The organism is Longimicrobium sp., from assembly GCF_036399935.1.
Taxonomy (GTDB): domain Bacteria; phylum Gemmatimonadota; class Gemmatimonadetes; order Longimicrobiales; family Longimicrobiaceae; genus Longimicrobium.
Window position 1 is genome coordinate 16500 of the sequence record NZ_DASWMD010000033.1, and the last position, 22965, is coordinate 39464.

Below are 22965 nucleotides of genomic sequence, written 5' to 3' on the forward strand. Positions count from 1 at the left end.
AGGGATCCACGCGGTCGCTCCATCGGCATGACATCCCGCGCTTCGGCAGGTCCGGTGTGCGTGCGGGTGAAGCCCCGAACGGGACGTGCGAACGGCCCGTGTCGGGGCTTTCCGCTGTTCCAGCCGCGGGTTCACCCGCCCCTGGCTCGGGGTCGTGGGGGCAGATCCATTGGCTTCGGCTCCGTCCGATCCCGTGCCCGCCCTTCTCCCCTCTCCGCACGCAGTTTGTGCGGGGAGGGGCCGGGGGAGGGGCCCTCTCGAAACAAAAGGCTTGACGGCGTGCAAACCTGCTAGTACACTAGCACATGCTAGTGTACTAGCACGTCTACCCGGAGCGAATCCCGATGGAAGCAAGTCCCCCCCTGGACCTTGGCCGGCGCGAGCGGCAGATCATGGAAGTGGTCTACCGCCTGGGCCGCGCCAGCGCGTCCGAAGTCCGCGCCCACCTGGCCGATCCCCCCAGCTACTCCGCCGTGCGCGCCATGCTGCGCATCCTGGAAGAAAAGGGGCACCTGCAGCACGCGCAGGAAGGGATCAAGCACGTGTACTTTCCCACGGCGCCGCACGAGGACGTCCGCGAGTCGGCCATGCGCCACGTGCTGCGCACCTTCTTCGCCGGCTCCACCGCCGCCGCCATGGCGGCGCTGATGGACGCCTCGGAAGAGCCGCCCTCCGACGACGAGCTCGACGCGCTGGCCCGGCTGATCGACCGCGCGCGGGAGCAGGGCCAATGAGCGCCGGCCTGATGCCCGGGGCGGAGTGGCTGCCCCTGCTCGCCGAGCTGGCCGCCAAGGCGACGCTGATCCTGCTGCTGGCCGCCGCCGTCTCCGCACTGCTCTGGCGCGCCTCCGCCGCCGTGCGCCACCTGGTGTGGTGCGTGGCGGTCATCGGCGTTCTCGCGCTGCCCGTGTTCTCGGTGGTGCTTCCCGCCTGGGAGCTGCCGCTGCTGCCGTCCTCCGAGGGCACGGCGCCCGCGCCTCCGGGGATGATGATCGAGCAACCCGGTGTCTACGCGGAGCGGCCGGACAGGGCGCTCCCGGCCGAGCCGATGCCGGTCGTCCACTCCGCCGCCGACGCGTGGCTTCCGGGCGCTGCCGCCGGGCTCGTTGCCGCGGGGGTGCTCGCCGGGCTGCTGTGGCTGGCGCTGGGCTTCTGGGGCGTGGCGCGGATGGGCCGCCGCGCGCAGGTGGTGCACGACCCCGAGTGGCTGCGCAGCGCGCACGAAGCGGCGGAACAGCTGCAGCTGCGTCGTCCCGTGCTGCTGCTGCGGGACCGTGGCGCGGTGATGCCGGCTACGGGCGGGCTGCTGTGGCCCGCGGTGGTGCTCCCCGCCAACGCCGACCAGTGGGCCGACGACCGCCGCCGCGCGGTGCTGGCGCACGAGCTGGCCCACGTGAAGCGCTTCGACACGCTGACGCAGGCGCTGGCGCAGGTGGCGTGCGCGCTCTTCTGGTGGCACCCGGCGGTCTGGTACGCCGCGCGGCGCCTTCGTGTGGAGCGCGAGCGCGCCTGCGACGACCTGGTGCTCCGCACGGGCACCCGTGCGTCGGACTACGCCTCGCACCTGCTGGAGATCGCCCGCGCGCACCGCTCGCCCTGGCTGGCGTCGCCCGCGCTGGTGAGCATGGCGCGGCCGTCACAGCTGGAGTCGCGGCTGCTGTGGGTGCTGGATGCGGCCCGCTCGCGCGGCGTGCCCTCCGCCGGCGCCAAGCTTCTCGCCGTCGCCACGGGGATGTTGATCGTCGGCTCCCTCGCGGCCATGCGCCCCGTCGAGGCGGCCGTTGCACACGCCTCGCTCGTCACCGATGCCCACGTGGAGGTCGATGGGGACGGCGGATTCCGTCCGGGGCGCTCCGACGACGATCGGTCGAAGGAGACTCGCAAGGCCCATGCGGTGAAGAAGTTGAGCCCGGCGGCGGCGCTGGCGCAGACCGACACACCGCCCGCGCGGACCGGAATCGACGACCTGGTCGCCATGCGTGCGGTGGGCGTGGACGCGGAGTACATCGGGCAGATGCGCGACGCCGGCTACACCGGCCTGGGCAGCGACGACCTCGTGTCCATGCGCGCCGTGGGAGTCACTCCGGAGTACGCCCGTGCCATGAACGGCGTCGGCTGGGGGCGGCTGACGGCGGACGAGCTGACGGGGCTGCGGGCGGTGGGGGTGACGGCCGCCTGGGTGGCCGACATGCGCCGCGCCGGGGTGGATCTGCGCTCGGCGGACGAGGCGACCGGAATGCGCGCCGTGGGCGTCGATGCGCAGTTCGTTGCGCAGATGCGCGAGCTCGGCTTCACCAACGCTTCCGCGAGCGACCTGACCGGCATGCGCGCCGTGGGCGTGACGAGGGAGTTCGTCCGCGAGCTGGTGCGCGAGGGCGTGCGCGACGTATCCGCCAACGACGCCACCAGCCTGCGCGCCCTGCGCGTGGACGCCGAGTACCTGGCGGACCTTCGCGCGGCCGGGTTGTCGGGGCTGGACGTGGAAACGCTCTCCGGCCTGCGGGCGGTGGGCGTCACCGGCGCCTACATCCGCGAGCTGGCCAGCGTGGGGCTCACGGGGCTCTCCGCCAGGCGGCTGACGGACCTCCGCGCCCACCGCATCGACGCGGCGTACATCCGCGAGCTGCGGGAAGCCGGCTTCGCCGACCTGAACGCGGACCAGCTGATCCGGCTGCGCGCCAGCGGCGTGGACCGCGACCAGGCCAGGGGCCGGGCCCGAACGCCGTAGGCTGAAGTCGCACAACGGAACCGAGGCGGCGCGCGCCGCCTCGATCCCCCCGAACTTTCTTGCAGGTGGAGCCCGTATGAGGTGGCCATCCACCCCGGCATGCGCCTATCCCTCACCTTTCCATGACAGGAGCTGCCCCATGCGCAGAGCCCTTATCACCACCGCCGCCGCCCTGCTGGCGACCGTCGCCGTCGTCTCCGCCACGGTCCATCGTGCCCCGGCGGCGGAGGCCCCGACCGTGGCGGCGGCCGACAGCACCGAAGGCACCTGGAGCATCGACGCGCGGCACGGCGGCCCGGACCGGCTGCAGCTGAACCTGATGACGGAGAACTCCGTCTGGGGGAACTCCATCGCCCGCGCGGACCTGGACGGCTTGCCCGCGGCGGCGCTGACGGCGGCCGCGTCCACCCCGGTCAGCTTCCGCATCGACCGCGAGCCGGGCGTGTTCGAGTTCGACGGCACTTTCCGCGAGGGCAGGGGATCGGGCCACTTCCGTTTTCGCCCCAACCGCCAGTTTCCGTCCGCCCTCCGCTCGCTGGGCGTGGAGGGCACCGATGACGTCACCGACCGCGAGCTGATGCACCTGGCCCTCGTCGGTGCCTCCGCCGAGGGGGTGCGGCGCCTCTCTGGGGTGGGGCTGGGCACCTTCGACGTCGAAGACGTGATGAAGCTGTTCATCTTCAACATCACGCCCGAGTACGTCCGCGAGATGAGGGCGCTGGGCATCGCCGGCGCCAACACGGTGGAGAACGTAGTGGAGATGCGCATCCACCGGGTGACCCCGGCGTTCGTCCGCGAGATGGAGTCGCTGGGCTTCCGCGACCTGGACCGCGAAGAGCTGCTGAGGATGAGCATCCACGGGGTGAACGCCGAGCAGGTGCGCGAGATGGCGGCCGTGGGCTTCACCGGCCTGTCGGCCGACGACCTCGTGAGCCTCCGCATCCACTCCATCACCCCCGGGTACGTCCGCGGCTTGCGCGGGGCCGGCTTCGAGGGGCTGTCCGCGGATGACGTCACGCAGATGAAGATCCACCAGGTGACGCCCGAGCTGGTGCGCGAACTGGCCGCCCTGGGCTTCCGCGGGCTCGACCGCGACGACCTGATGCAGATGGGCATCCACGGCGTGACGCCCGAGCGCATCCGCGAGTACCGGGCGCTGGGGTTCCAGGACGCCACCGCCGACCAGCTGCTGCGGATGAGGATTCACGGGGTGACCCCGCAGTTCATCCGCGAGGTACGCGAGGCCGGCTTTCGTGACACCTCGCCCGACGCGCTGGTCAGGATGAAGATCCACGGCATTGGCCCCGAGTACGTCCGGCGCAACCGATGAGCCCGGCTCAGCCCGCATCCCAACCATTCGCCGGGCCAGTGCATCCAAGCGTCGACGGATCCGCCGCCCGGCCGCCCCTTCACCAGCAACTTCCGATGACCATGCACCCCTGTCGCCCCCTCGCCGCCCTGCTCGCCGCCGCGCTCGCGCTCGCCGCGCCCGCCGGCGCACAGGGCGGCGCGCACGCCACGGGCGCCGCACCGCGCATGCAGGCCGTGGAGCGCACGGTGGGCATCGTGGTCGACGGCCGCCTGGACGAGGCCGTCTGGCAGTCGGCCGCGCCCGCGACGGACTTCGTGCAGCGGGACCCCCACGAGGGGCAGCCCGCCACGCAGCGCACCGAGGTCCGCGTGGCCTACGACGCCGACGCGCTGTACATCGGCGCGCGGATGTACGATTCGCTCGGCGCGCGCGGCGTCAGCGATCGCCTGTTCCGCCGCGACCAGGTGAACAGCGGCGACTACGTGCAGTTCATCTTCGACACCTACCACGACCACACCGGCGTGACGGCGTTCCTCGTCAACCCGTCGGGGGTGAAGAACGACGCCGGGCAGGCATCGGCCAACGCCGACCCGTCGTGGGACCCGGTGTACTCCGCGGCCGCCCGCATCGATTCGCTGGGATGGGCCGCCGAGCTGCGGATTCCCTTCAGCCAGCTTCGCTTTCCGCGTGACAGCATGCAGACGTGGGGGCTGCAGGTGGAGCGCTTCGTGGAGCGGCTGAACGAGAACTCGTCGTGGAGCTTCTGGCCCAAGCGCGAGAGTGGCGGACCGGCGCGGTACGGCCACCTGGAGGGCATCCGCGCGCCGCGCAACCGGGGCCGGATGGAGCTGCTGCCCTACGCGCTGAGCCGGGCGAGCTACGTGCGGCCCACGCAGCCGGGCAGCCCGTTCCAGAGCGCCAGCGCGTACAGCACGCGCGTGGGCGCCGACCTCAAGTACCAGCTGAGCTCCACCCTTACCCTCGACGCCACCATCAACCCCGACTTCGGGCAGGTGGAGGTAGACCCCGCGGTGGTGAACCTGTCGGCGTTCGAAACCTTCTTCTCCGAGCGGCGGCCGTTCTTCGTGGAGGGGAGCGGGCTGTTCGGCTTCGGCAGCTTTTCGTGCTTCAACTGCTCCAACGTGTCGTCGATGTCGCTGTTCTACTCCCGCCGCATCGGGCGCTCGCCGCAGGGCAGTGTAACCCAGGGAGGCACGGAGTACGTGCAGGCGCCGGAGAACAGCACCATCCTGGGCGCGGCCAAGGTCACCGGCCGCACCTCGGGCGGGCTGCAGGTGGGTCTGCTGAACGCCGTCACCCGTTCCGAGAGGGCGCTGGGGCAGGACACGCTGGGCGGACGGTTCACGGAAGAGGTGGAGCCGGCCAGCAACTACTTCGTGGGCCGGGTGCGGCAGAACCTGCGGGGCGGCAACCTCACGGTGGGCGCCATCGCGACGTCGGTGATCCGCCGGTTCGATTCCGATGCGCTGGAAACCCGCCTTCCGGGGCACGCCGAGGCGGTGGGCGTGGACTGGGACGCGTGGTGGAAGAACCGCACCTACCACCTGATGGGCAACTTCGCCTTCTCCAACGTGGTGGGCGATTCCACCTCCATCCTGCGGCTGCAGAACTCGTCCGCGCGCTACTTCCAGCGGCCGGACCGGCAGAGCGGCGGCAACGGGATGTTCTCGGACCTGCTGGATCCGTCCGCCACCGCGCTGCGCGGCCACGGGGGATACCTGCGCATGGCCAAGGACGCGGGCGAGTGGCAGTGGGAAGGCGCGGTGAACTACCGCAGCCCCGGCTTCGAGGTGAACGACGCCGCGTTCCTGAACCGCGCCGACTACGTGTGGACGCTGGCCAACGTGATGCGCCGGTGGAACACGCCCACCCGGCACTACCGCTCGTGGCAGGCCATCCTGGGCGGACAGCAGGAGTACAACTTCGACGGCGACCGCACCGGGGCGCAGCTGCACTTGTTCACCGGTGGCCAGCTGGCGAACTACTGGAACGTGGCGTTCTACACCGAGGTTCACCCCGGGGTGAACGACGACCGGCTGACCCGCGGCGCCGGGGTGGCGCGCCGGCCGGGCGACTACCTGCTGCACGCCCGGATGAGCACCGACCCCCGCAAGGCGCTGCTCTATTCGCTGAACGGCAACTACATCCAGGACACGGACGGCGGCAGCTTTTCGTCCCTCGCGGGGAGCGTGCGCATCCGCCCCGCGCCGCACGTGCAGCTCACGCTGGGGCCGTCGTACAGCTTTACGCGCAACACGCAGCAGTTCGTGCTGCGGCGCGACGACGCCACGGCCACCCACTTCTTCGGCCAGCGCGCGGTGGTGGCGAACCTGGCGCAGCACCAGCTGTCCATGAACACGCGGCTGAACTGGACGTTCACGCCCACGCTGACGCTGGAATTGTTCGCCCAGCCGTTCGTCTTCGCCGGCGACTACGAGAACTTCAGCGAGTTCACCGGGCCGCGGACGCTGGAAAAGAAGGCGTACGGACAGGACTTCGGCACCATCTGCTTCAACCAGGAGAACAACCGCTACACGGCCGATCCCAACGGCAACTGCTCGGTCGCGAGCGCGGGTTCGGCGCAGGCGTTCTCGTTCGCCAACCCCGACCTGAACGTGCGGTCGCTGCGTGGAAACGCGGTGCTGCGGTGGGAGTACCGTCCGGGGAGCACGCTCTTCCTGGTGTGGCAGCAGCAGCGGTCGGGCGGCGAGACGTACGGCGACTTCGACTTCGGGCGCGACGCCGCCAGCATCTTCCGCGAGCGCGCCGACAACATCTTCGTGATCAAGGCCAGCTACTGGATCGGGCGGTAGGCCGCTGTCGTCGCGGGGAGAACGAATTTGTGAGGGCGGGTGCATCTCCAGCGGAGGTGCACCCCGCCTGCCGAAGCCCGATGTCATCCCGATGGAGCGGCCCCCGCAGTCCCAGCCCTCACACCGTAGTTCGCAGCGACTGAGGGATCCGCCACACACCCCGCGAACCGCACCACGACGTCCGCCACACCAGCGCCCGGTAGGGCCCGGGCAAGAGCTGATGCACTTCGGCGGGTCCGGCGCAGTCTCCGGCTGCCCTCTCCCCCGGCCCCCTCTCCCGCAAGCGGGAGAGGGGGAGAACTGCACCAGGCTTCGGGCGCGCCGCACAGTCCTCCTCACACGAGAACAAGCCAGTCTGCGAAGGCAGACTTCGTGTAGTTGTTGCAGCGAATTCATTCGCCCGGGGACGGAGCCGCGGCCTCCAGGGTCGTGACCGCTGCCGCGCCCAAGCTCGTACGTTTCCGCAGCAAGATCCTTCGCCCCGCGAGGAACCAGGTGCGGGCGAATTCGGCGCGCCCGGGGCACAGGATGACAGAAACGGGTGCGCACCGATGGTTTGGCGCGCACCCGTTTTGAGGTGTTCCCCCCTCTCCGCACGTAGTTTGTGCGGGGAGGGGCCGGGGGAGGGGCCTCCCTCAGCCCGGCCGCGTGAACCGCGGGCGGTCGTCGCCCGAGCCGCGGCTCGCGCCGGCCAGCGCCTTGCCCGCGCGGTACGCCAGGTAGCCGCCCAGCAGCCAGGGCGCCGCCACGATCAGCGGGTCCATCCACTGGTGCTTCAGGTCCACCCGCTGCGACTCCCGCGTCCGCGAGCGGATGCCGTGGCGCTTGAACTCGGCGATCACGCCCGACTCCGAGAGCGGGTTGTCGGGCTGGCCGCGCACCGCCGACTCGACCGAGCTCTCGATCACGTCGATGCGGTCCGCCGCCATCAGCAGCATCCAGTGCGAGGTCTTTCCCTCGCCCAGCGTGTACGCGTACTTGCGGATGGCGCCCGAAATTCCCTTCGGCGGGCACGCCGTGCCGAACACCGGCGGCAGCATCCCGTGCTCCGGCGACATTTCGCGCGGCCACTTTTCCGGCTGCCGCTCGGGAAAGTCCCAGTGCGCGCCCGTGGCCCCGGGATCGAAGTCCTCCATGGGCACGGCCGTGCGCTCGTCGTAGTTCAGGTCTACGCCCCAGCCGGGAACGGTCCGCCGCACCTCTTCCAGGGGCGCCGTCGCCCGCGTGGTCGACGCCCAGTACGGCCGGGGCAGGTCGCTGACCGCGGACGGGACGTTCCGCTCGTGTTCGGTGATATCCGTCATGATCGCTCTCCCGTTCAGTTGGGGACCACGATGGGCTTGATGCAGTTGTCCAGCTTGGCGCTGAACATGTGGTAGCCCTCGGCGATGTGCTCCAGCGGAATGCGGTGCGTGATGATGTCGCTGGGCTTCAGCACGCCGTTCTTCACGTGCTCGAACAGCCGCGGCCAGTGGCGCTTCACGCTGCACTGGTTGGCGCGGATGGTGAGCCCCTTGTTCATGGCGTCGCCGAACTTCACCGCGCTGAACAGCGGCCCGTACGCGCCGACGACCGAAACCGTGCCGCCCTTCCGCACCGAGTCGATCGCCCAGTTCAGCGCGATGGGCGAGCCGCCCTGCAGCTTGAACTTGGCCGCCGTGACGTGCTGGAAGAAGGCCCCGTCGGCCTCGGCGCCCACGGCGTCGATGGCCACGTCCGCGCCCAGGAAGTCGGTGATCTTCTTCATGTGCGTGACGATGTCGTCGTACTCGGCGAAGTTGTACGTCTCGGCGTGGGCGAACTCGCGCGCCTTTTCCAGCCGGTACTCCAGGTGGTCGATGACGATCACCCGGCCCGCGCCCATCAGCCACGCGCTCTTGGCCGCGAACAGCCCCACCGGCCCCGCGCCGAACACGATCACCACGTCGCCTTCCTGGATCTCGCCCAGCTGCGCGCCGAAGTAGCCCGTGGGGAGCGCGTCGGTGAGCAGCACCGCGTCTTCCTCGTCCATCCACTCGGGGATGATGCTGGGCCCCACGTCGGCGAAGGGCACGCGAACGAACTCCGCCTGGCCCCCGTCGTAGCCGCCGGTGGTGTGCGAGTACCCGTAGATGCCGCCCACCGCCGTGGCGTTGGGGTTCACGTTGTGGCAGTTGGCGTACAGCTTCCGCGAGCAGAAGAAGCAGGTGCCGCAGAAGATGTTGAAGGGCACCATCACGCGGTCGCCCCGCTTCAGGTTTTGCACCGACGAGCCCACCTCTTCCACCACGCCCACGAACTCGTGGCCGAACGTCTGGCCCACGCGGGTGTCGGGCATCATCCCGTGGTAGATGTGCAGGTCCGAGCCGCAGATGGCCGCCCGGGTGACGCGCACGATCGCGTCGTTGGGATGCTCGATCGGGGGCATGTCCTTTTCTTCCACACGAATCCGGTACGGCCCCCGGTACACCATCGCTCGCATGCGCTGCCCTCCTGAAAGTGCGTTGCCTGTCGCTTCAGGCGGCGGGGAGGAAGCACGCGCCGTGCCGCACGCCGTGCAACGCCCCGGCTACGACGACGCGAGCCCCGGTGCGATGCTCGCGCCGGGGCTCGTATCCGTCCAGGGCCTGGCCGGTGCCGCCCGTCAGCCTCGCGGCAGCCGTACGGTGAAGGTGCTGCCCTGTCCGGGCGCGCTGTCTACGGACAGCTCGCCCTCCATCGCCCGGGCCAGGTCGCGGCTGATGGCCAGCCCCAGGCCCACGCCCTCGGTGGGGCTGCTCAGCCGGCGGCCCACCTGCTGGAACGGGTCGAAGATGCGCTCCTGCTCCTCGGGCGCGATCCCCACGCCGGTGTCGCGCACGCGCAGGTGCACCCACTGCTCCTCCGCGTCGCACGACAGCACCACCCGGCCGCCGGCGGGGGTGAACTTGATGGCGTTGCCCACCAGGTTCAGCAGGATCTGCCGCATCCGCTCCGCGTCGCCGCGCAGGCACAACGCCGGGTCGCACGGCTCGGTGGCGTACGACACGCCCTTGGCCGCCGCCTGGGGCGACACCAGCGATTCCACGCTGGCGACCAGCTCCATCGCCGACAGCGGGCGAACGTCGAACTCGATGCGTCCCGCCTCCAGCTGGGCGAACGAGAGGATGTCGTTGATGAGCGTCAGCAGGTGGCGCTGGTTGGCGCCGATGCGGGCCAGCGACGTGCGCTGCGCATCGCTGAGCGAGCCGTAGATCCCCAGGTCCAGCAGGTCCACGTATCCGCCGATGGCGTTCAGCGGCGTGCGCAGCTCGTGGCTCATGGAGGCCAGGAAATCGGACTTGGCGCGGTTGGCGGCGTCGGCCTCGGCGCGCGCGGCCTCCGTTTCGCCCAGCAGGCGCTCGCGCTCGCGGTCGGCTCGGATGTGCTCGGTGACGTCGGTGAAGAGGATGGCCACCCGCCGCTGCTCCGGCTCGTCCACGCGAAAGGCGAAGACGTCGAACCAGCGGTGCATGGCCTCGGACCCGTTCTGGAAGCGGATGGGCCGGCCCGTTCTGGCCACCCCGCCGTAGATGCGGAACCAGTCCTCCTCCAGGTCCGGCAGCAGCTCGCGCGCGGACCGCCCCACGGCGTCCGTCAGCCCGGTCTGCTTGCTGAACGCCGGGTTGGCCTCCAGGAACTCGTAGTCCACCGGGTTGCCCGCGTCGTCGAAGATCACGGTGACGACGCAGAATCCCTCGTCGATGGAATCGAACAGGCGGCGGTACCGCGCCTCGCTCTCGCGCAGCGCCACCTCGGCTTCCTTGCGCCCGGTGACGTCCTGCACCGTGCCGAAGCCCTGCGTTGCCCGCGCGTCCGGCCCGTCGCGGTCGAACTCCACCCGTCCCTGGATGCGCAGCCACCGCACCGCGCCGTCGGGATGGACCACGCGATACTCCGTGCTCACCTTCGCACGGACGGCGGGGTCCAGCGCCCCCCCGATCTCGCCGCCCAGGCGGGCGCGGTCGTCGGGGTGCACGCGGTCGATCAACGCCTGCAGGGGTGTGGTGGCGGGGAGGGCGTAGTGCTGCTGGGCGCGCTCATCCAGCGAGAACAGGTTGGAGGACAGGTCGTGGCGCCACGTGCCCAGCTCGGCCGCGGCGGCGGCCATCCGCAGCTGCTCTTCGCTGGCGCGGAGCGCTTCCTGAGCCCGGCCGCGCTCGCCAGCGAGCTGCGCGTGCAGCCGCTCGTTCTCTTCCCGCAGCCGGCGCCAATCCTCCTCGAGCGCCTGGATGCGGGCGAGCAGCTGGTCGCGCTCCGTGGCGGGCGGTTGAAAGGGGGCCGAGGGGTCCATCATGCCGGCGGCGCGATCAGCTGGATGAAGAGTCAGCGAGAAACGCTTGGAGGATACGCCCGGGAAGCCGTCGGCGAAACCCTGTACGCACATTATGCATCGAATCGGCCGCCTCCATCATCCCGTCATGCTGCTCCGCGCCTCGTCGCACTCCTCGCATCCTTCACCGGCGGGATGCAGGAAGATGAGGGGGTCGCGCTCCAGGAATTCAAGCGCAACCCGTACGATGTCCCGCGAGCGGACGAGGCGCGCATCCGCATGGCCGACGCGCCCCTCCGTCTGCAGCCCGCGCTCGCGCAGCCACCTATCCGCCACGCCGAACCGCAGGCAGCAGTGGTCGTTCTCGCGATACGGCACGCGGACCGACCGGCCGTCGCGTTGAACGGTGATGTGCTTCGGCACGCCGTAGGGCACGCCGGCCAGCAGCTCCGCCAGGTGCAGCGTGGTGTTGGCGTCGTGACCCACGCCCACCAGCAGCACGTGGCCATCGCGATCGTACACCCGGCCAATGGGGCTGTCGTGCACGTGCGGCGGCAGCGGGAGGGGCCCGGAGGTAATGGCATCCGCCTCCGGGCCGATCGCCGCGAACGCGAACGGATGCTCGCTCCGCACCACGCCGGGCATCCGCCAGAAGGTGTCGGCTACGATGCCCAGGTCGGACGACGCGGGCGTGGTCCGCGGGTCGAAGGGCTCTTCGTCGCTTCCCGTCCACGAAGGCATCACCAGCGTTCCCCGCGGCCCGAGCGCGGCCCGCAGTGCGGCGATCAGCCCCGCCGGGCCGCCCGCCACCGGCCGCACGGCGCGGAAGGACGTGTGCACGACGAGCACGCCGCCCGGCGCGACGCCGAGTGCGCGGAGCTGATCCGCGAGCTCGCCCGGGGTGAACTCCTTCCGCGTAGTCTGGGGGTGGGTCATGTGCTGGCTGTGCGATTCGAGCGGAAAAGGTCGGTCGGGGTTCGAATGGGTGCCGGTGCATGCCTCGGGAGGGCCCCTCCCCCGGCCCCTCCCCGCACAAACTACGTGCGGAGAGGGGAGAAATTCGATCTGGGTTCGACTGGGTGCCTCGCATGCCGCGGCAGCCCCCCCTCCCGGCCTCTCCCCCGCAAACAGCGCGGGAGAGAGGGGAACTTCGATTGCGATTCGACAGGTCTCGGCACATGCCGTGGGAGCCCTGAATCGCGGTTCGGCTGGCCTCGCGCACTCGACTGCGCGTGCAGTCCGCGAAGGCGGACTTCGTGACGTTCCAGACGCGGTTTCAACCGCTAGGAGGGGGCCCGGCTCTGACGCTTCCCCTCCGCCCGCACCGAACCCCGAAGTGTACCCCCTCTCCCGCGCTGTTTGCGGGAGAGGGTGGCACGCGTGTCAGCGCGGCCGGGTGAGGGCCTCACGGCAGCCGAGGCCTCGGCTTCGGTGACCGATGCCGCGCCCCAGTTTGGACGTGCCCCGGGCTAGATCCCTTCGGCCCGCGAGGCTCGGCGTTCGCGCAGGTACGGTGCACCTGGGCCTCAGGATGACAGGCTCTTGTGCGACTTAGGCCCCTACCGGCTGGCGAACGCCTCCAGCTCCGATCCGCTCATGAAGCCGATGCGCTTGGGCCCGCGCGGACTTTCGCGCTTTAATTGCTCGGCGATCTCCTCATACTCCTTTTCCATCTCCGGCGTCACCGACGCGCGGCTCTCCTTGAGCGCCGTCTCGAAGAACTTCATCGGCACGTCGGGCACGTCCAGGTTCTCGCGCAGCGCGTGGAGGCCCGCGCGGCGCACCAGGTCTTCCAGGTCCGCGCCCGTGTAGCCCTGCGTGCGCTCCGCCAGCGTGTCCAGGTCCACGTCGTCGGCGATGGGCATCTCGCTAGTGTGGATGCCCAGGATCTTCCGCCGCCCGTCGCGGTCGGGAACGGGGATGTACACCAGCTCGTCGAAGCGGCCCGGGCGCAGCAGCGCGGGGTCCAGCAGCGTCGGGCGATTCGTGGCGCCGATCACCACGATGCCGTTGGCCTCTTCGAGCCCGTCCATCTCCGCCAGGATGGTGTTCACCACCCGTTCCGTCACCGCCGGCTCGCCCAGCCCGCCGCCGCCACGCTGCGGGGCCAGCGAATCGATCTCGTCGATGAAGATCACCGTGGGCGCCACCTGCCGCGCGCGCTGGAAGAGGCGCGACACCTGCTGCTCGCTTTCGCCGTACCACTTGCTCAGCAGGTCCGACGACTTGGCGGCGATGAAGTTGGCCTCGGACTCGCGCGCCACCGCCTTGGCGATCAGCGTCTTGCCCGTCCCGGGCGGCCCGTAGAGCAGGAAGCCGCGGGCCGGGCGGATTCCCAGGCGCCGGAACGCGTCCGGGTGCTTCAGCGGCAGCTCCACCCCCTCGCGCAGCTGCATCTGCGCCTGCTCCAGCCCGCCGATGTCCTCCCATCCCACATCGGGTACCTGGATCATGATCTCGCGCACCGCCGAAGGCTGCACCCGCTTCTGCGCGCTGATGAAGTCGTTGCGGCAGACGATCAGCTGCTCCAGGATTTCCTGCGGGATCTCCTCGCGGTCCAGGTCGATGTTGGGCAGGTGGCGCCGCAGCGTTTCGATGGCCGCCTCGCGCGCCAGCGCCGACATGTCGGCGCCCACGAAGCCGTAGGTGATGCGGGCGATCTCGTCCAGGTCCACGTCGTCGTCGAGCGGCATGCCGCGCGTGTGGATGGACAGGATCTCGCGCCGCCCCGCCATGTCGGGCACCCCGATGACGATCTCGCGGTCGAAACGCCCCGGCCGGCGCAGCGCCTCGTCCAGCGCGTTGGGCCGGTTGGTGGCGCCGATCACCACCACGTTCTGCCGCGGCTCCAGCCCGTCCATCAGCGTCAGCAGCTGCGCGACGATGCGGCGCTCCACCTCGCCCGTGGCCTCCTCGCGCTTGGGGGCGATGCTGTCGATCTCGTCGATGAAGACGATGGACGGCGCCTGCTTCTGCGCCTGCTCGAACACGTCGCGCAGCCGCTGCTCGCTTTCGCCGTGGTAGCGGCCCATGATCTCGGGCCCGGCGATGTGAAAGAACTGCGCGTCGGCCTCGCTGGCTACGGCCCGCGCGATCAGCGTCTTGCCCGTGCCCGGGGGGCCGTGCAGCAGCACGCCCTTGGGCGGGTCGATCCCCAGCCGCTGGAAGAGCTCGGGGTGCTTCAGCGGCAGCTCGATCATCTCGCGAACCTGCTCGATGGTCGCGCCCTGTCCGCCGATGTCCTCGTACGTGACGTCGGCGCTGCGCCGCTCCGCGGCCTCCACGTACTCGGGAAGCAGCTCGATCTCCGTCTCCTCCACCACCTGCACCACGCCGCGCGGGGTGGTCGCCACCACGCGAAGCCGCACCTCCTGCAGGCCAAAGGTGGTCTGCTGGAGCAGCGTGCGCAGGATGTCCTCGGGGAGGGGATTCGGGTCCGTAGCCCGCGTTCCGCCGCGCCGGTAGACGGAGGTGGAGATCACGTCGCCCGTCACCACGGGCCGGTGGAAGAGCGTGCGCCGCAGCGCGTCGCCGGAGCCCATCAGCCGCATGTTGGGCTGGGCGGGGGCGATGGTGATGCGGCGCGCGGCCTTCATGTCGGCCTTGCGCACCTGCACGTGGTCGCCGATGCCCGCGTCGGCGTTGGCGCGCTGCAGGCCGTCCAGGCGGATCAGGTCCAGCCCCTCGTCCTCTGGAAAGGGCGGAAGGGCCAGGGCGGCGGTGGTGCGCTTGCCGGTGATCTCCACCACGGCGCCTTCTTCCACGCCCAGCCGGTCGAACGTCTTGCGTCCCAGCCGCGCCACGCCCTTGCCCACGTCCTGTCCCTTGGCGCCCTGCACCTGCACCCGAATGGCCTTGCCGGGCTGTTCCTGCTGCTCCTGATCCGGCATCCGCGCTTGCTCCCGTGTGGTCGTTCCGTGGTGTCGATGCCCGTGCTGGCGGCCCGTCTCGCAAGCGGCGGTCCGCTCGCGCAACCCCTGTTCGCACGGAAACTTGGCTGATACCCTGTCGGCGGGGTGGTGCGATGCGCGACTCGTGCTGTGAGGGCGATGACGGAAGACGTGGACGTGGTGGTGATCGGGGGAGGGCAGGCGGGGCTAGCGGTGGGCTACCATCTGCGCCGGACGCCGCTGTCGTGGGTCGTCCTGGATGCGCAGGACGGGCCGGGCGGAGCGTGGCGGCACGGGTGGAACGGCCTGCGCCTGTTCTCCCCCGCGCGATTCAGCTCGCTTCCCGGATGGGTGATGCCGGGCGGCACCGACGACTATCCCTCGCGCGCGGAGGTGCTGGAGTACCTGGATGCGTACGAGCGGCGCTACGAGTTGCCCGTCCGCCGCCGGGTCGACGTGGACGCCGTCCACCGCGAGGGCGACGGCTTCCGCGTCGTGGCGGATGCGGGTACCTGGCGCGCAAGAGCGGTGGTGAGCGCGACGGGCACGTGGAGCCGGCCGTCCATCCCCGACTTCCCTGGGCGCGGCGAGTTCCTGGGAGTTCAGCTCCACTCCGCCGGGTACGCCACGCCTGATGCCTTCGCGGGCAGGCGGGTGCTGGTGGTAGGCGGCGGCAACTCCGGCGCGCAGATCCTGGCGGAGGTGTCGCGGGTGGCGGATGCTACGTGGGTGACGCTGGCGGAGCCCGGCTTTCTGCCGGACTGGGTGGACGGCCGCTACCTGTTCGACCAGGCGTCGGCGGCGTACCGGGCGCGGCAGGAGGGCAGGGAACCACCGCCGCGCGTGGGGCTGGGCGACATTGTGATGGTGCCGCCGGTGCGCGAGGCGCGGGACCGGGGCGTGCTGCGGTCTGTGCGCCCGTTCACGCGCATGACGGCGGGCGGGGTGGTATGGCCGGACGGGCGCGAGGAGGCGGTGGATGCGGTGATCTGGTGCACGGGGTTCCGCCCCGCGCTGGACCACCTGAGGCCGCTGGACGTGGTCGAGGGAGGGCGGATTGCGGTGGAGGGAACGCGCTCGGTCCGCGAGCCGCGGCTATGGCTGGTGGGTTACGGCGACTGGACCGGCTTCGCCTCCGCCACCCTGATCGCGGTTGGCCGCACGGCCCGCGCGACGGTCACCGAAATCGCGGCAGAACTGGCCTGAGCCGGGGCGCGCCACATGCCGTAACCAGCGCCACGGCAAGCCAGTCCGCGAAGGCGGACTTCGTGTGTTTGTTGCAGAGGATTCATTCGCCCGTGCAGCCCTGGGGCGGCTCGAACCCCTTGGTTCGGCTCGAGTGATTCGGCTCGAGTGATTCGGCTCGGAAACCCTGGATTCCGAGGCGATCCGGGTCCGGAGCTCCGTGCCGCTGCCGCGCCAAAGTTAGTTCGTACCTCAGGCTAGATCCTTCGGCCCGCGAAGTACGGCGTACGGGCGAGTTGGGCGCGCCTGGGCCTCAGGATGACAGGTTGCCGGGGCGTCAAGATAAACGATTGCTCGGGGCCTCTGGATGACAGGGTTGACCGCCGGGCGACAGGATGAGCGGCTTCCATCGAACGAGTGATCCCCGATGCCAGTACGCAGACCTACGAAGGAAGAGATCGCCGCGGCGCTGAACACGACCATCCCCGACGTGATCGCGCCGGGGCTGAAGGTGCTGTTCTGCGGCATCAATCCCGGGCTGTACACGGCCGCCGTGGGCTACCACTTCGGTCGGCCAGGGAACCGCTTCTGGAAGGCGCTGCACGCGGGCGGCTTTACCCCGCGCGTGCTGGACCCGTCCGAGCAAAGTGAGCTGCTGCGGTACGGCTACGGCATCACCAACATCGTGGACCGCGCAACCACCGGCGCGGCGGAGCTCACCCCCGCCGAGCTGGCGGAGGGCGGGCGCAAGCTGGACGAAAAGGTGCGCCGGTTCGCGCCCCGCTGGCTGGCCGTGCTTGGCGTCGGCGCGTACCGGACGGCGTTCAACCGGCCCAAGGCCAAGCTGGGCCCGCAGGCGGAGACGGTGGGCGGCCGGCCGATCTGGATCCTCCCCAATCCCAGTGGCCTGAACGCCAATTACCAGGCTGCCGACTTCGCGCGGCTCTTCCGCGAGCTGCGCGACGCCGCCGAAGCCGACGCGTCATGACAAACGTCACGCCAAAGTCGTGACGAATCCGCGTAGTCCGATCCGGTGCCCGCCGCCACCTTTGAGGCAGGCGATGCGAGAGTGCCGTCGCCACGCGTGAAACCTACTGCAAGGAAACACCATGTCCGCAGGCCACGAACACGCCGTCCCTCGAGGCGTGACCGCCCGCGTCCGCCGCCGGGCCATCACCGCCCTCCTGCTCGCCTCCGTCCTCATCCCGGCCGGCGCGCCCGCCGCGCAGCAGGCGCAGGCGACGCTCATCCGCAACGTGCGCGTGTTCGACGGCGAGCGGGTGCTGCAGGGGCACGACGTGCTGCTGGAGGCCGGCAGGATCGCCCGGGTAGGCCGCGGCGTGCCCGCGCCCGCCGGTGCCGCGATCGTGGACGGAGCGGGGATGACGCTCCTGCCGGGGCTGATCGACGCCCATACGCACACGTTCGGCGATGCGCTGCGCGAAGCCGCCGTTTTCGGCGTGACGACGCACCTGGACATGTTCACCGACGTGGCCACGGCGCGCGCCGCCCGCGTGCAGCAGGACGCCGGGCAAGCGCGGGGACGCGCCGACCTGCTCTCGGCGGGCGTGCTGGTCACCGCGCCGGGCGGGCATGGCACCCAGTTCGGAATGCGCATTCCAACCATCAGCTCGCCCGACTCGGCGCAGGCGTTCGTCGACGCCCGCATCGCCGAGGGGTCGCAGTGGATCAAGATCGTCTTCGACGACGGTGCGGCGTACGGCGCCTCCATCCCATCCATCGACCGGGCGACCATGCGGGCGGTGGTGGAGGCCGCGCACCGGCGCGGGAAGCTGGCCGTCGTCCACGTGAGCGACGCCGCGAGCGCTCGGGCAGCGATCGAGGAAGGCGCGGACGGCCTGGTGCACCTGTTCAACGACCGCGGCCCCGGGGCGGACTTCGCGCGGCTCGCGGCGTCGCGGCGCGCCTTCGTGGTTCCCACGCTCACAGTGATGATGAGCATCACCGGCACGGGAGGCGGGGCCCCGCTGGTGCGCGACGCGCGCCTTGCCCCGTACCTGCTCCCCGCACGCGGCGACGCGCTGGCCCAAGGCTTTCCCCGGCGCGCCGGTGCACCTGTGCGGACGCTGGATTCCGCCTTCGCGGTCATCCGGCAGCTGCGGGCCGCGGGCGTGCCCATCCTGGCCGGCAGTGACGCGCCGAACCCCGGCACCGCCTTCGGCGCGGCGATGCACCGCGAGCTGGAGCTGCTGGTTCAGGCCGGCCTCACGCCCATCGAGGCGCTCCGCGCGGCGACGAGCGTGCCCGCCACGGCCTTTCGGCTGGCAGACCGGGGGCGGATCGCGGTAGGGCTTCGCGCCGACCTCCTGCTGGTGGAGGGAGATCCCACGGTCGACATCACCGCCACCCGCGCCATCCGCACGGTCTGGAAGGAGGGCGTGCCCATCGACCGCGAGAGCCTGGCGCGGAGCGTCACCGCGGCCCGCCAGCGCCAGGACGCCGGGGCCGCCTCGCTCGCGGGCGGGCTGGTCGCCGACTTCGAGTCCGGCGCGCTGGCGGCCGAACTGGGCAACTGGATGCCCTCGGCCGACACGTACGCCGGCGGCACGTCCAGCGGCGAGGTGGCGGTCGTGGAGGGCGGCGCGGGCGGCAGCCGCCATTCGCTTTCGGTCACCGGCACCATCACCCCCGCGCTCGCCTACGCCTGGTACGGGGCCATGTGGATGCCGGCCGAAGCCATGTCGCCCGTCGACCTTTCGTCGCGGCCGGGGGTGGCGTTCCAGGCCCGGGGCGATGGAAAGACGTATCGGGTGATGGTCTTCGCCCGGTCGAAGGGAACCATGCCGCTCATCCGCACCTTCGTCGCGGGGCCGGAGTGGCGGGAGGTGCGGTTCGCCTGGTCGGACTTCGGCATCGACGGGCACGACGTGATGGGCGTGGTGCTGGCGGGCGGCCCGCAGCCGGGGCCGTTCGAGCTGCGCATCGACGACTTCGGCCTGCGCTGATGGAAACCGGCCCGGCCGCCGCCCCGGCATCATCCCCCCGCCGCCGGCTGGTGCCCGCCGGCGGCGGGGTGGGGTGGACGGCGTACGCGTGGCTCATCTACCTGGCGTTCTTTCTGATCGAGCCGGCGGTGCCCCTGCGCCTGGCCCACTCGGCCCGGGCGTACCCGGCGGGGACCGCGCTCGTCGTGGCGGTGTTCCTGGTCTCGTACTTCCGCGGGTTCTGGGTGCAGGGCCGGGCGCTGATGCTGGTGGTCGCCGTCCAGGTGCTGCTGGGCGCCGTGATGACGCCGCTGAACGTGGGCGCCTCGGTGTTCTTCATCTACGCGGCGAGCTTCGCGGGAAACCTGGCGGGACCGCGGGTGGCCGCGCGGGCGATCGTGATCGTGGCCGCCGCAGGGGCGGCGACCTCGTGGCTGGCGCAGCCTCCGCTGTGGTACTGGTTTCCCGCAGTGGGAATGCCCCTGCTGATCGGCTTCGTGAACCTTCACTACGCCCAGGAGGCCAGGGTCAACGCCAGGCTCAAGCTTGCGCACGAGCAGATCCGCCACCTGGCCGCGGTGGCGGAGCGCGAGCGCATCGGCCGCGACCTTCACGACGTGCTGGGGCACACGCTTTCGCTCATCGTCCTGAAGTCGGAGCTGGCGTCCAAGCTGGCCACGCGCGACGTGGAGGCGGCGGCACGGGAGATCCGCGAGGTGGAGCAGGTGGCCCGCAAGGCGCTGCGCGAGGTGCGCGAGGCGGTGCGCGGCTACCGCGCATCCCTCGACGACGAGGCCCGGCAGTCCGCCGCCATCCTGGCCGCGGCCGGCATCCGCGCGACGGTGGACGTGCCGCCGGTGACGCTGGAGCGCGAGGTCGAAGAGTCGCTGGCGCTGGCGCTGCGCGAGGCGGTGACGAACGTGGTGCGCCACTCGGAGGCGCAGGCCTGCAGCGTACGGCTGCGGCGGGAGCCCGGCGGATACGTGCTGGAGGTGGAAGACGACGGACGCGCGGGCGCCGTGACCGAGGGGAGCGGGCTGCGCGGCATGCGCGAGCGCGTGGAGGCGGCGGGTGGAACGATGATGGGCGGTGCCGGCATCGGCGGGCGCGGCGTGCGCATTTCCGTGCGCGTCCCCGACGGGCTTGGCTCGGCCGCGAACGCCGGGACGCGGGAACCGGGAGGCGGGGGATGATTCGCGTGCTCGTGGCAGAGGACCAGGCGATGGTGCTGGGCGCGCTCACCGCGCTTCTCCAGATCGAAAGCGACATCGAGGTCGTGGGCCGTGCGGCGAACGGTGACGAGGCGCTCGCGTTGGTGGAGCGCGACGCGCCCGACGTGGTGCTCACCGACATCGAAATGCCCGGGATGACGGGGCTGGACCTGGCGGCGGAGATCACCCGGCGCAAGCTGCGGACGCGGGTGGTGATCCTCACCACCTTCGCCCGCGCCGGCTATCTTCGGCGCGCGCTGGATGCCGGCGCCTCCGGCTACCTGCTCAAGGACAGCCCCTCCGACGAGCTGGCGAACGCGGTGCGGCGCGTACACGCCGGCGGACGCGCCATCGATCCCACGCTGGCGCGCGAGGCGTGGACGGAAAGCGACCCGCTCACCGACCGCGAGCGGCAGGTGCTGCGGCTGGCCGGCGAAGGGCTCGCCAGCGCGTCCATCGGCGCGTCGCTGTTCCTGTCGGAGGGCACCGTACGCAACTACCTCTCGGCCGCCATCTCCAAGCTGGGAGCCGCCAACCGGGTGGAGGCGGCGCGGCTGGCACGGGAGAAGGGATGGCTCTGATGCGTGCGAAGCTCGGAATCGTGATCGTGTTCCTGCTCGCCGCGTGCGGGCGTCCATGCGGGCCGCGGTTCACCATGGCGCCGCAGCCCGCCGTCCAGGTAGACCCTGCGCCGGTGGTCGTGGTCGAACAGCGGGACGTGGTCTCCGCGCCGTCGGCTCGGTCCGCCGCGCAGGACTCAGCCGAGGTCGCCGCGACCGTGGCGCGCTTCCACCAGGCGCTGGAGGCGGGGGACAGCGCCGCCGCGCTCGCGCTGCTCGCGCCGGACGCGGTGATCCTGGAGTCGGGCGGGGTGGAGGACGTGGCGGAGTACCGCGGCCATCACCTGCCCGCCGACATCGAGTTCGCCCGTGCCGTCCAGTCTACTCGCACACCCGTGCAGATCCGCGTGCGGGGGGACGTGGCGTGGGCGGCCGCGACGAGCGTGGCGCAGGGCCAGTTCCGGGGGCGCGTGGTCAACTCCGCCGGCGCCGAGCTGATGGTGCTCGCCCGCACGCCGGATGGCTGGCGCATCACCGCCATCCACTGGTCCAGCCGCACCCGGCGCTGAGCTAGCGGAAGGTGCCGGGGCTGACGCTGTAGGTCAGGTGGTGGCGCCCGGTGTCGTCGTCCGGGCCCCAGAACCCCAGCTGCTCCGTCCACTTCACCGTCTGCAGCCGCTTTCCGCCCAGCGTCAGGAACCCCGCCGCGCGCGTGGTGACCGCGCCCAGCTTCCGCAGGTCCGCCAGGCCGCGCAGGACCGTCGTCGCACGCTCCGCCACGATGCGCTTGGCCGTCCCCGGGCCGATGCCGGGGACGCGCACCAGGTCCTCGTACGAGGCCGCCTTCACCTCCACCGGAAAGCGCTCCGGGTGGGCGAGCGCCCAGGAGGTCTTGGGATCGTTGCCCAAGGGCAGGTTGCCGCGTTCGTCGAACACCACCTCGTCGGCGCCGAAGCCGTACTGGCGCACCAGGTAATCGGCCTGGTACAGCCGGTTCTCGCGCAGGACGGGGGTTTCGGGAGCGTTCTCCAGCGGGGTGTCGCGGATGGGGCGAAAGGCGCTGAAGTGCGCGTGATGGATGCCGCCCCTGGCATACAGCTCCGTCACCTTGCCCAGCAGCGTGCGGTCGCTGTCGGGCGTGGCGCCCACCACGAACTGCATGGTCATCCCCGAGGCGCCGCCGGGGTGCAGCGGGTCGCCGGGCTTGCCGTCGCGCCGCTCGCCACGTTCGCGCGAAACCAGCCTGCGCGCCTGCTCCAGGCTGGCGAGCGAGGTATCGAGGCTCTTTTCGGGCGCGATCTGCGCAAGCGACGACCCGCAGGGCGCTTCCAGGTTCAGCGACACGCGGCTGGCCAGCGCCGTCAGCCGCTCGATCTGCGCCACCTGCCCACCGGGCACCATCTTCACGTGGACGTATCCCGTAAAGCGGTGCTTCTCGCGCAGCAGCTCCAGCACCTGGATCAGGTCGTCCATCACCTTCACGGGCCGCCCCGGGATGCCCGTGGTGATGAACAGGCCGCTGCACCAGCCGCGGTGGAAGGCATCGAGAAAGATCTTCACCAGCTCTTCGGGCTTCAGCAGCGTGCGCGGCATGGCCCGGTCGCGGCGCATGGGGCAGTAGTGGCAGTTGAAGCTGCACGCGTTGGTCATCAGGATGCGCATCAGCGACAGCTTGCCTTTGCCCGCGACGCGCAGCTCGCGGATGTTCACCGGCCGCAGCGCGCCCACGTCGTTGGCGTGGCGCAGCCGGGGCGGGAGCATCGATCGGTCCTTGCCGGGCGCCCCGTCGCGGTCGTCGCCCGCCAGGCCGATCAGCAACTCCAGCTTCTGCTCCAGCGTCATCGCATCCATCGAATGCTCCTGCTTCGGGTTTTCTTCCTATCCGAATAAAACCCGAAGTTCATGGCCACGCAAGACTCTACACGGATGGAGGGGCGACCGGCGGGTTCGCCGATCCGAAGAGTACGCTTGACACGGGATCAACGACAGGCGTAGTTTGCGCAGCGCGACAAGCCTTGAACCCCAGGGAG

16 protein-coding genes are annotated in these 22965 nt (G+C 71.0%); 10 read left to right on the forward strand and 6 right to left on the reverse strand.

From position 1 onward, the window contains the following. Nucleotides 1–344 precede the first annotated feature (344 nt). The 4 genes from VGB24_RS11030 (at nucleotide 345) to VGB24_RS11045 (ending at nucleotide 6874) form a co-directional block, all read left to right on the forward strand. Nucleotides 345–734: a BlaI/MecI/CopY family transcriptional regulator gene (locus VGB24_RS11030; protein ID WP_331072996.1), complete on the forward strand. Its 390-nt coding sequence runs from the start codon at nucleotides 345–347 to the stop codon at nucleotides 732–734. After that, the gene (locus VGB24_RS11035) at nucleotides 731–2728 is read left to right on the forward strand and encodes a M56 family metallopeptidase (protein WP_331072997.1); all 1998 of its coding nucleotides are present in this window, start codon (nucleotides 731–733) and stop codon (nucleotides 2726–2728) included. The genes VGB24_RS11030 and VGB24_RS11035 overlap by 4 nt, the downstream gene beginning before the upstream one ends. Nucleotides 2729–2867: 139 nt before the next feature. Further along, a complete protein-coding gene (locus VGB24_RS11040) occupies nucleotides 2868–4058 on the forward strand; it encodes a hypothetical protein (RefSeq protein WP_331072998.1) in 1191 nt (396 codons plus the stop codon). 101 nt (nucleotides 4059–4159) lie between these two features. After that, complete coding sequence (locus VGB24_RS11045; protein ID WP_331072999.1) at nucleotides 4160–6874, forward strand: DUF5916 domain-containing protein; 2715 nt, start codon at nucleotides 4160–4162, stop codon at nucleotides 6872–6874. Nucleotides 6875–7509: 635 nt separating this feature from the next. On the opposite strand, the gene VGB24_RS11050 is transcribed toward VGB24_RS11045, so the two are convergent. From VGB24_RS11050 to VGB24_RS11070, 5 genes are all read right to left on the reverse strand, one after another. Then, nucleotides 7510–8178, reverse strand: coding sequence for a hypothetical protein (locus VGB24_RS11050; protein WP_331073000.1), 669 nt, complete (start codon nucleotides 8176–8178; stop codon nucleotides 7510–7512). A 14-nt stretch (nucleotides 8179–8192) separates the two neighbouring features. Next, complete coding sequence (locus VGB24_RS11055; protein WP_331073001.1) at nucleotides 8193–9335, reverse strand: zinc-dependent alcohol dehydrogenase; 1143 nt, start codon at nucleotides 9333–9335, stop codon at nucleotides 8193–8195. Nucleotides 9336–9497: 162 nt separating this feature from the next. Continuing rightward, a complete protein-coding gene (locus VGB24_RS11060; RefSeq protein WP_331073002.1) occupies nucleotides 9498–11168 on the reverse strand; it encodes a PAS domain-containing sensor histidine kinase in 1671 nt (556 codons plus the stop codon). A gap of 114 nt (nucleotides 11169–11282) precedes the next feature. Further along, nucleotides 11283–12080, reverse strand: a complete 798-nt coding sequence (gene aac(3)-IV, locus VGB24_RS11065) for an AAC(3)-IV family aminoglycoside N-acetyltransferase (RefSeq protein ID WP_331073003.1) — start codon at nucleotides 12078–12080, stop codon at nucleotides 11283–11285. 623 nt (nucleotides 12081–12703) lie between these two features. Continuing rightward, nucleotides 12704–15034 (reverse strand): CDC48 family AAA ATPase, encoded by a 2331-nt coding sequence (locus tag VGB24_RS11070; RefSeq protein ID WP_331073004.1) that lies wholly within the window; start codon nucleotides 15032–15034, stop codon nucleotides 12704–12706. Nucleotides 15035–15193: 159 nt separating this feature from the next. On the opposite strand from VGB24_RS11070, the gene VGB24_RS11075 reads away from it, so the two are divergent. The 6 genes from VGB24_RS11075 to VGB24_RS11100 all read left to right on the forward strand — a co-directional run bounded on the left by VGB24_RS11075 (nucleotide 15194) and on the right by VGB24_RS11100 (nucleotide 21504). Next, entirely contained in the window at nucleotides 15194–16240 is a 1047-nt protein-coding gene (locus tag VGB24_RS11075; protein WP_331073005.1) for an ArsO family NAD(P)H-dependent flavin-containing monooxygenase, read from the forward strand. 406 nt (nucleotides 16241–16646) lie between these two features. Further along, on the forward strand, nucleotides 16647–17207 hold the full coding sequence (mug, locus tag VGB24_RS11080; RefSeq protein WP_331073006.1) for a G/U mismatch-specific DNA glycosylase: 561 nt from the start codon (nucleotides 16647–16649) through the stop codon (nucleotides 17205–17207). A gap of 157 nt (nucleotides 17208–17364) precedes the next feature. Next, nucleotides 17365–19185 carry a CIA30 family protein gene (locus VGB24_RS11085; RefSeq protein ID WP_331073007.1) on the forward strand — a complete coding sequence of 607 codons (1821 nt, stop codon included), beginning with the start codon at nucleotides 17365–17367 and terminating at the stop codon, nucleotides 19183–19185. Then, nucleotides 19185–20357 (forward strand): sensor histidine kinase, encoded by a 1173-nt coding sequence (locus VGB24_RS11090; protein ID WP_331073008.1) that lies wholly within the window; start codon nucleotides 19185–19187, stop codon nucleotides 20355–20357. The genes VGB24_RS11085 and VGB24_RS11090 overlap by 1 nt, the downstream gene beginning before the upstream one ends. Further along, nucleotides 20354–20956, forward strand: a complete 603-nt coding sequence (locus VGB24_RS11095) for a response regulator transcription factor (protein ID WP_331021980.1) — start codon at nucleotides 20354–20356, stop codon at nucleotides 20954–20956. The genes VGB24_RS11090 and VGB24_RS11095 overlap by 4 nt, the downstream gene beginning before the upstream one ends. Then, on the forward strand, nucleotides 20956–21504 hold the full coding sequence (locus VGB24_RS11100) for a nuclear transport factor 2 family protein (protein WP_331073009.1): 549 nt from the start codon (nucleotides 20956–20958) through the stop codon (nucleotides 21502–21504). The genes VGB24_RS11095 and VGB24_RS11100 overlap by 1 nt, the downstream gene beginning before the upstream one ends. A gap of 1 nt (nucleotide 21505) precedes the next feature. Here the strand turns inward: VGB24_RS11100 and VGB24_RS11105 are convergent, their stop codons facing one another. After that, nucleotides 21506–22786 carry a radical SAM protein gene (locus VGB24_RS11105; protein ID WP_331073010.1) on the reverse strand — a complete coding sequence of 427 codons (1281 nt, stop codon included), beginning with the start codon at nucleotides 22784–22786 and terminating at the stop codon, nucleotides 21506–21508. Nucleotides 22787–22965 lie beyond the last annotated feature (179 nt).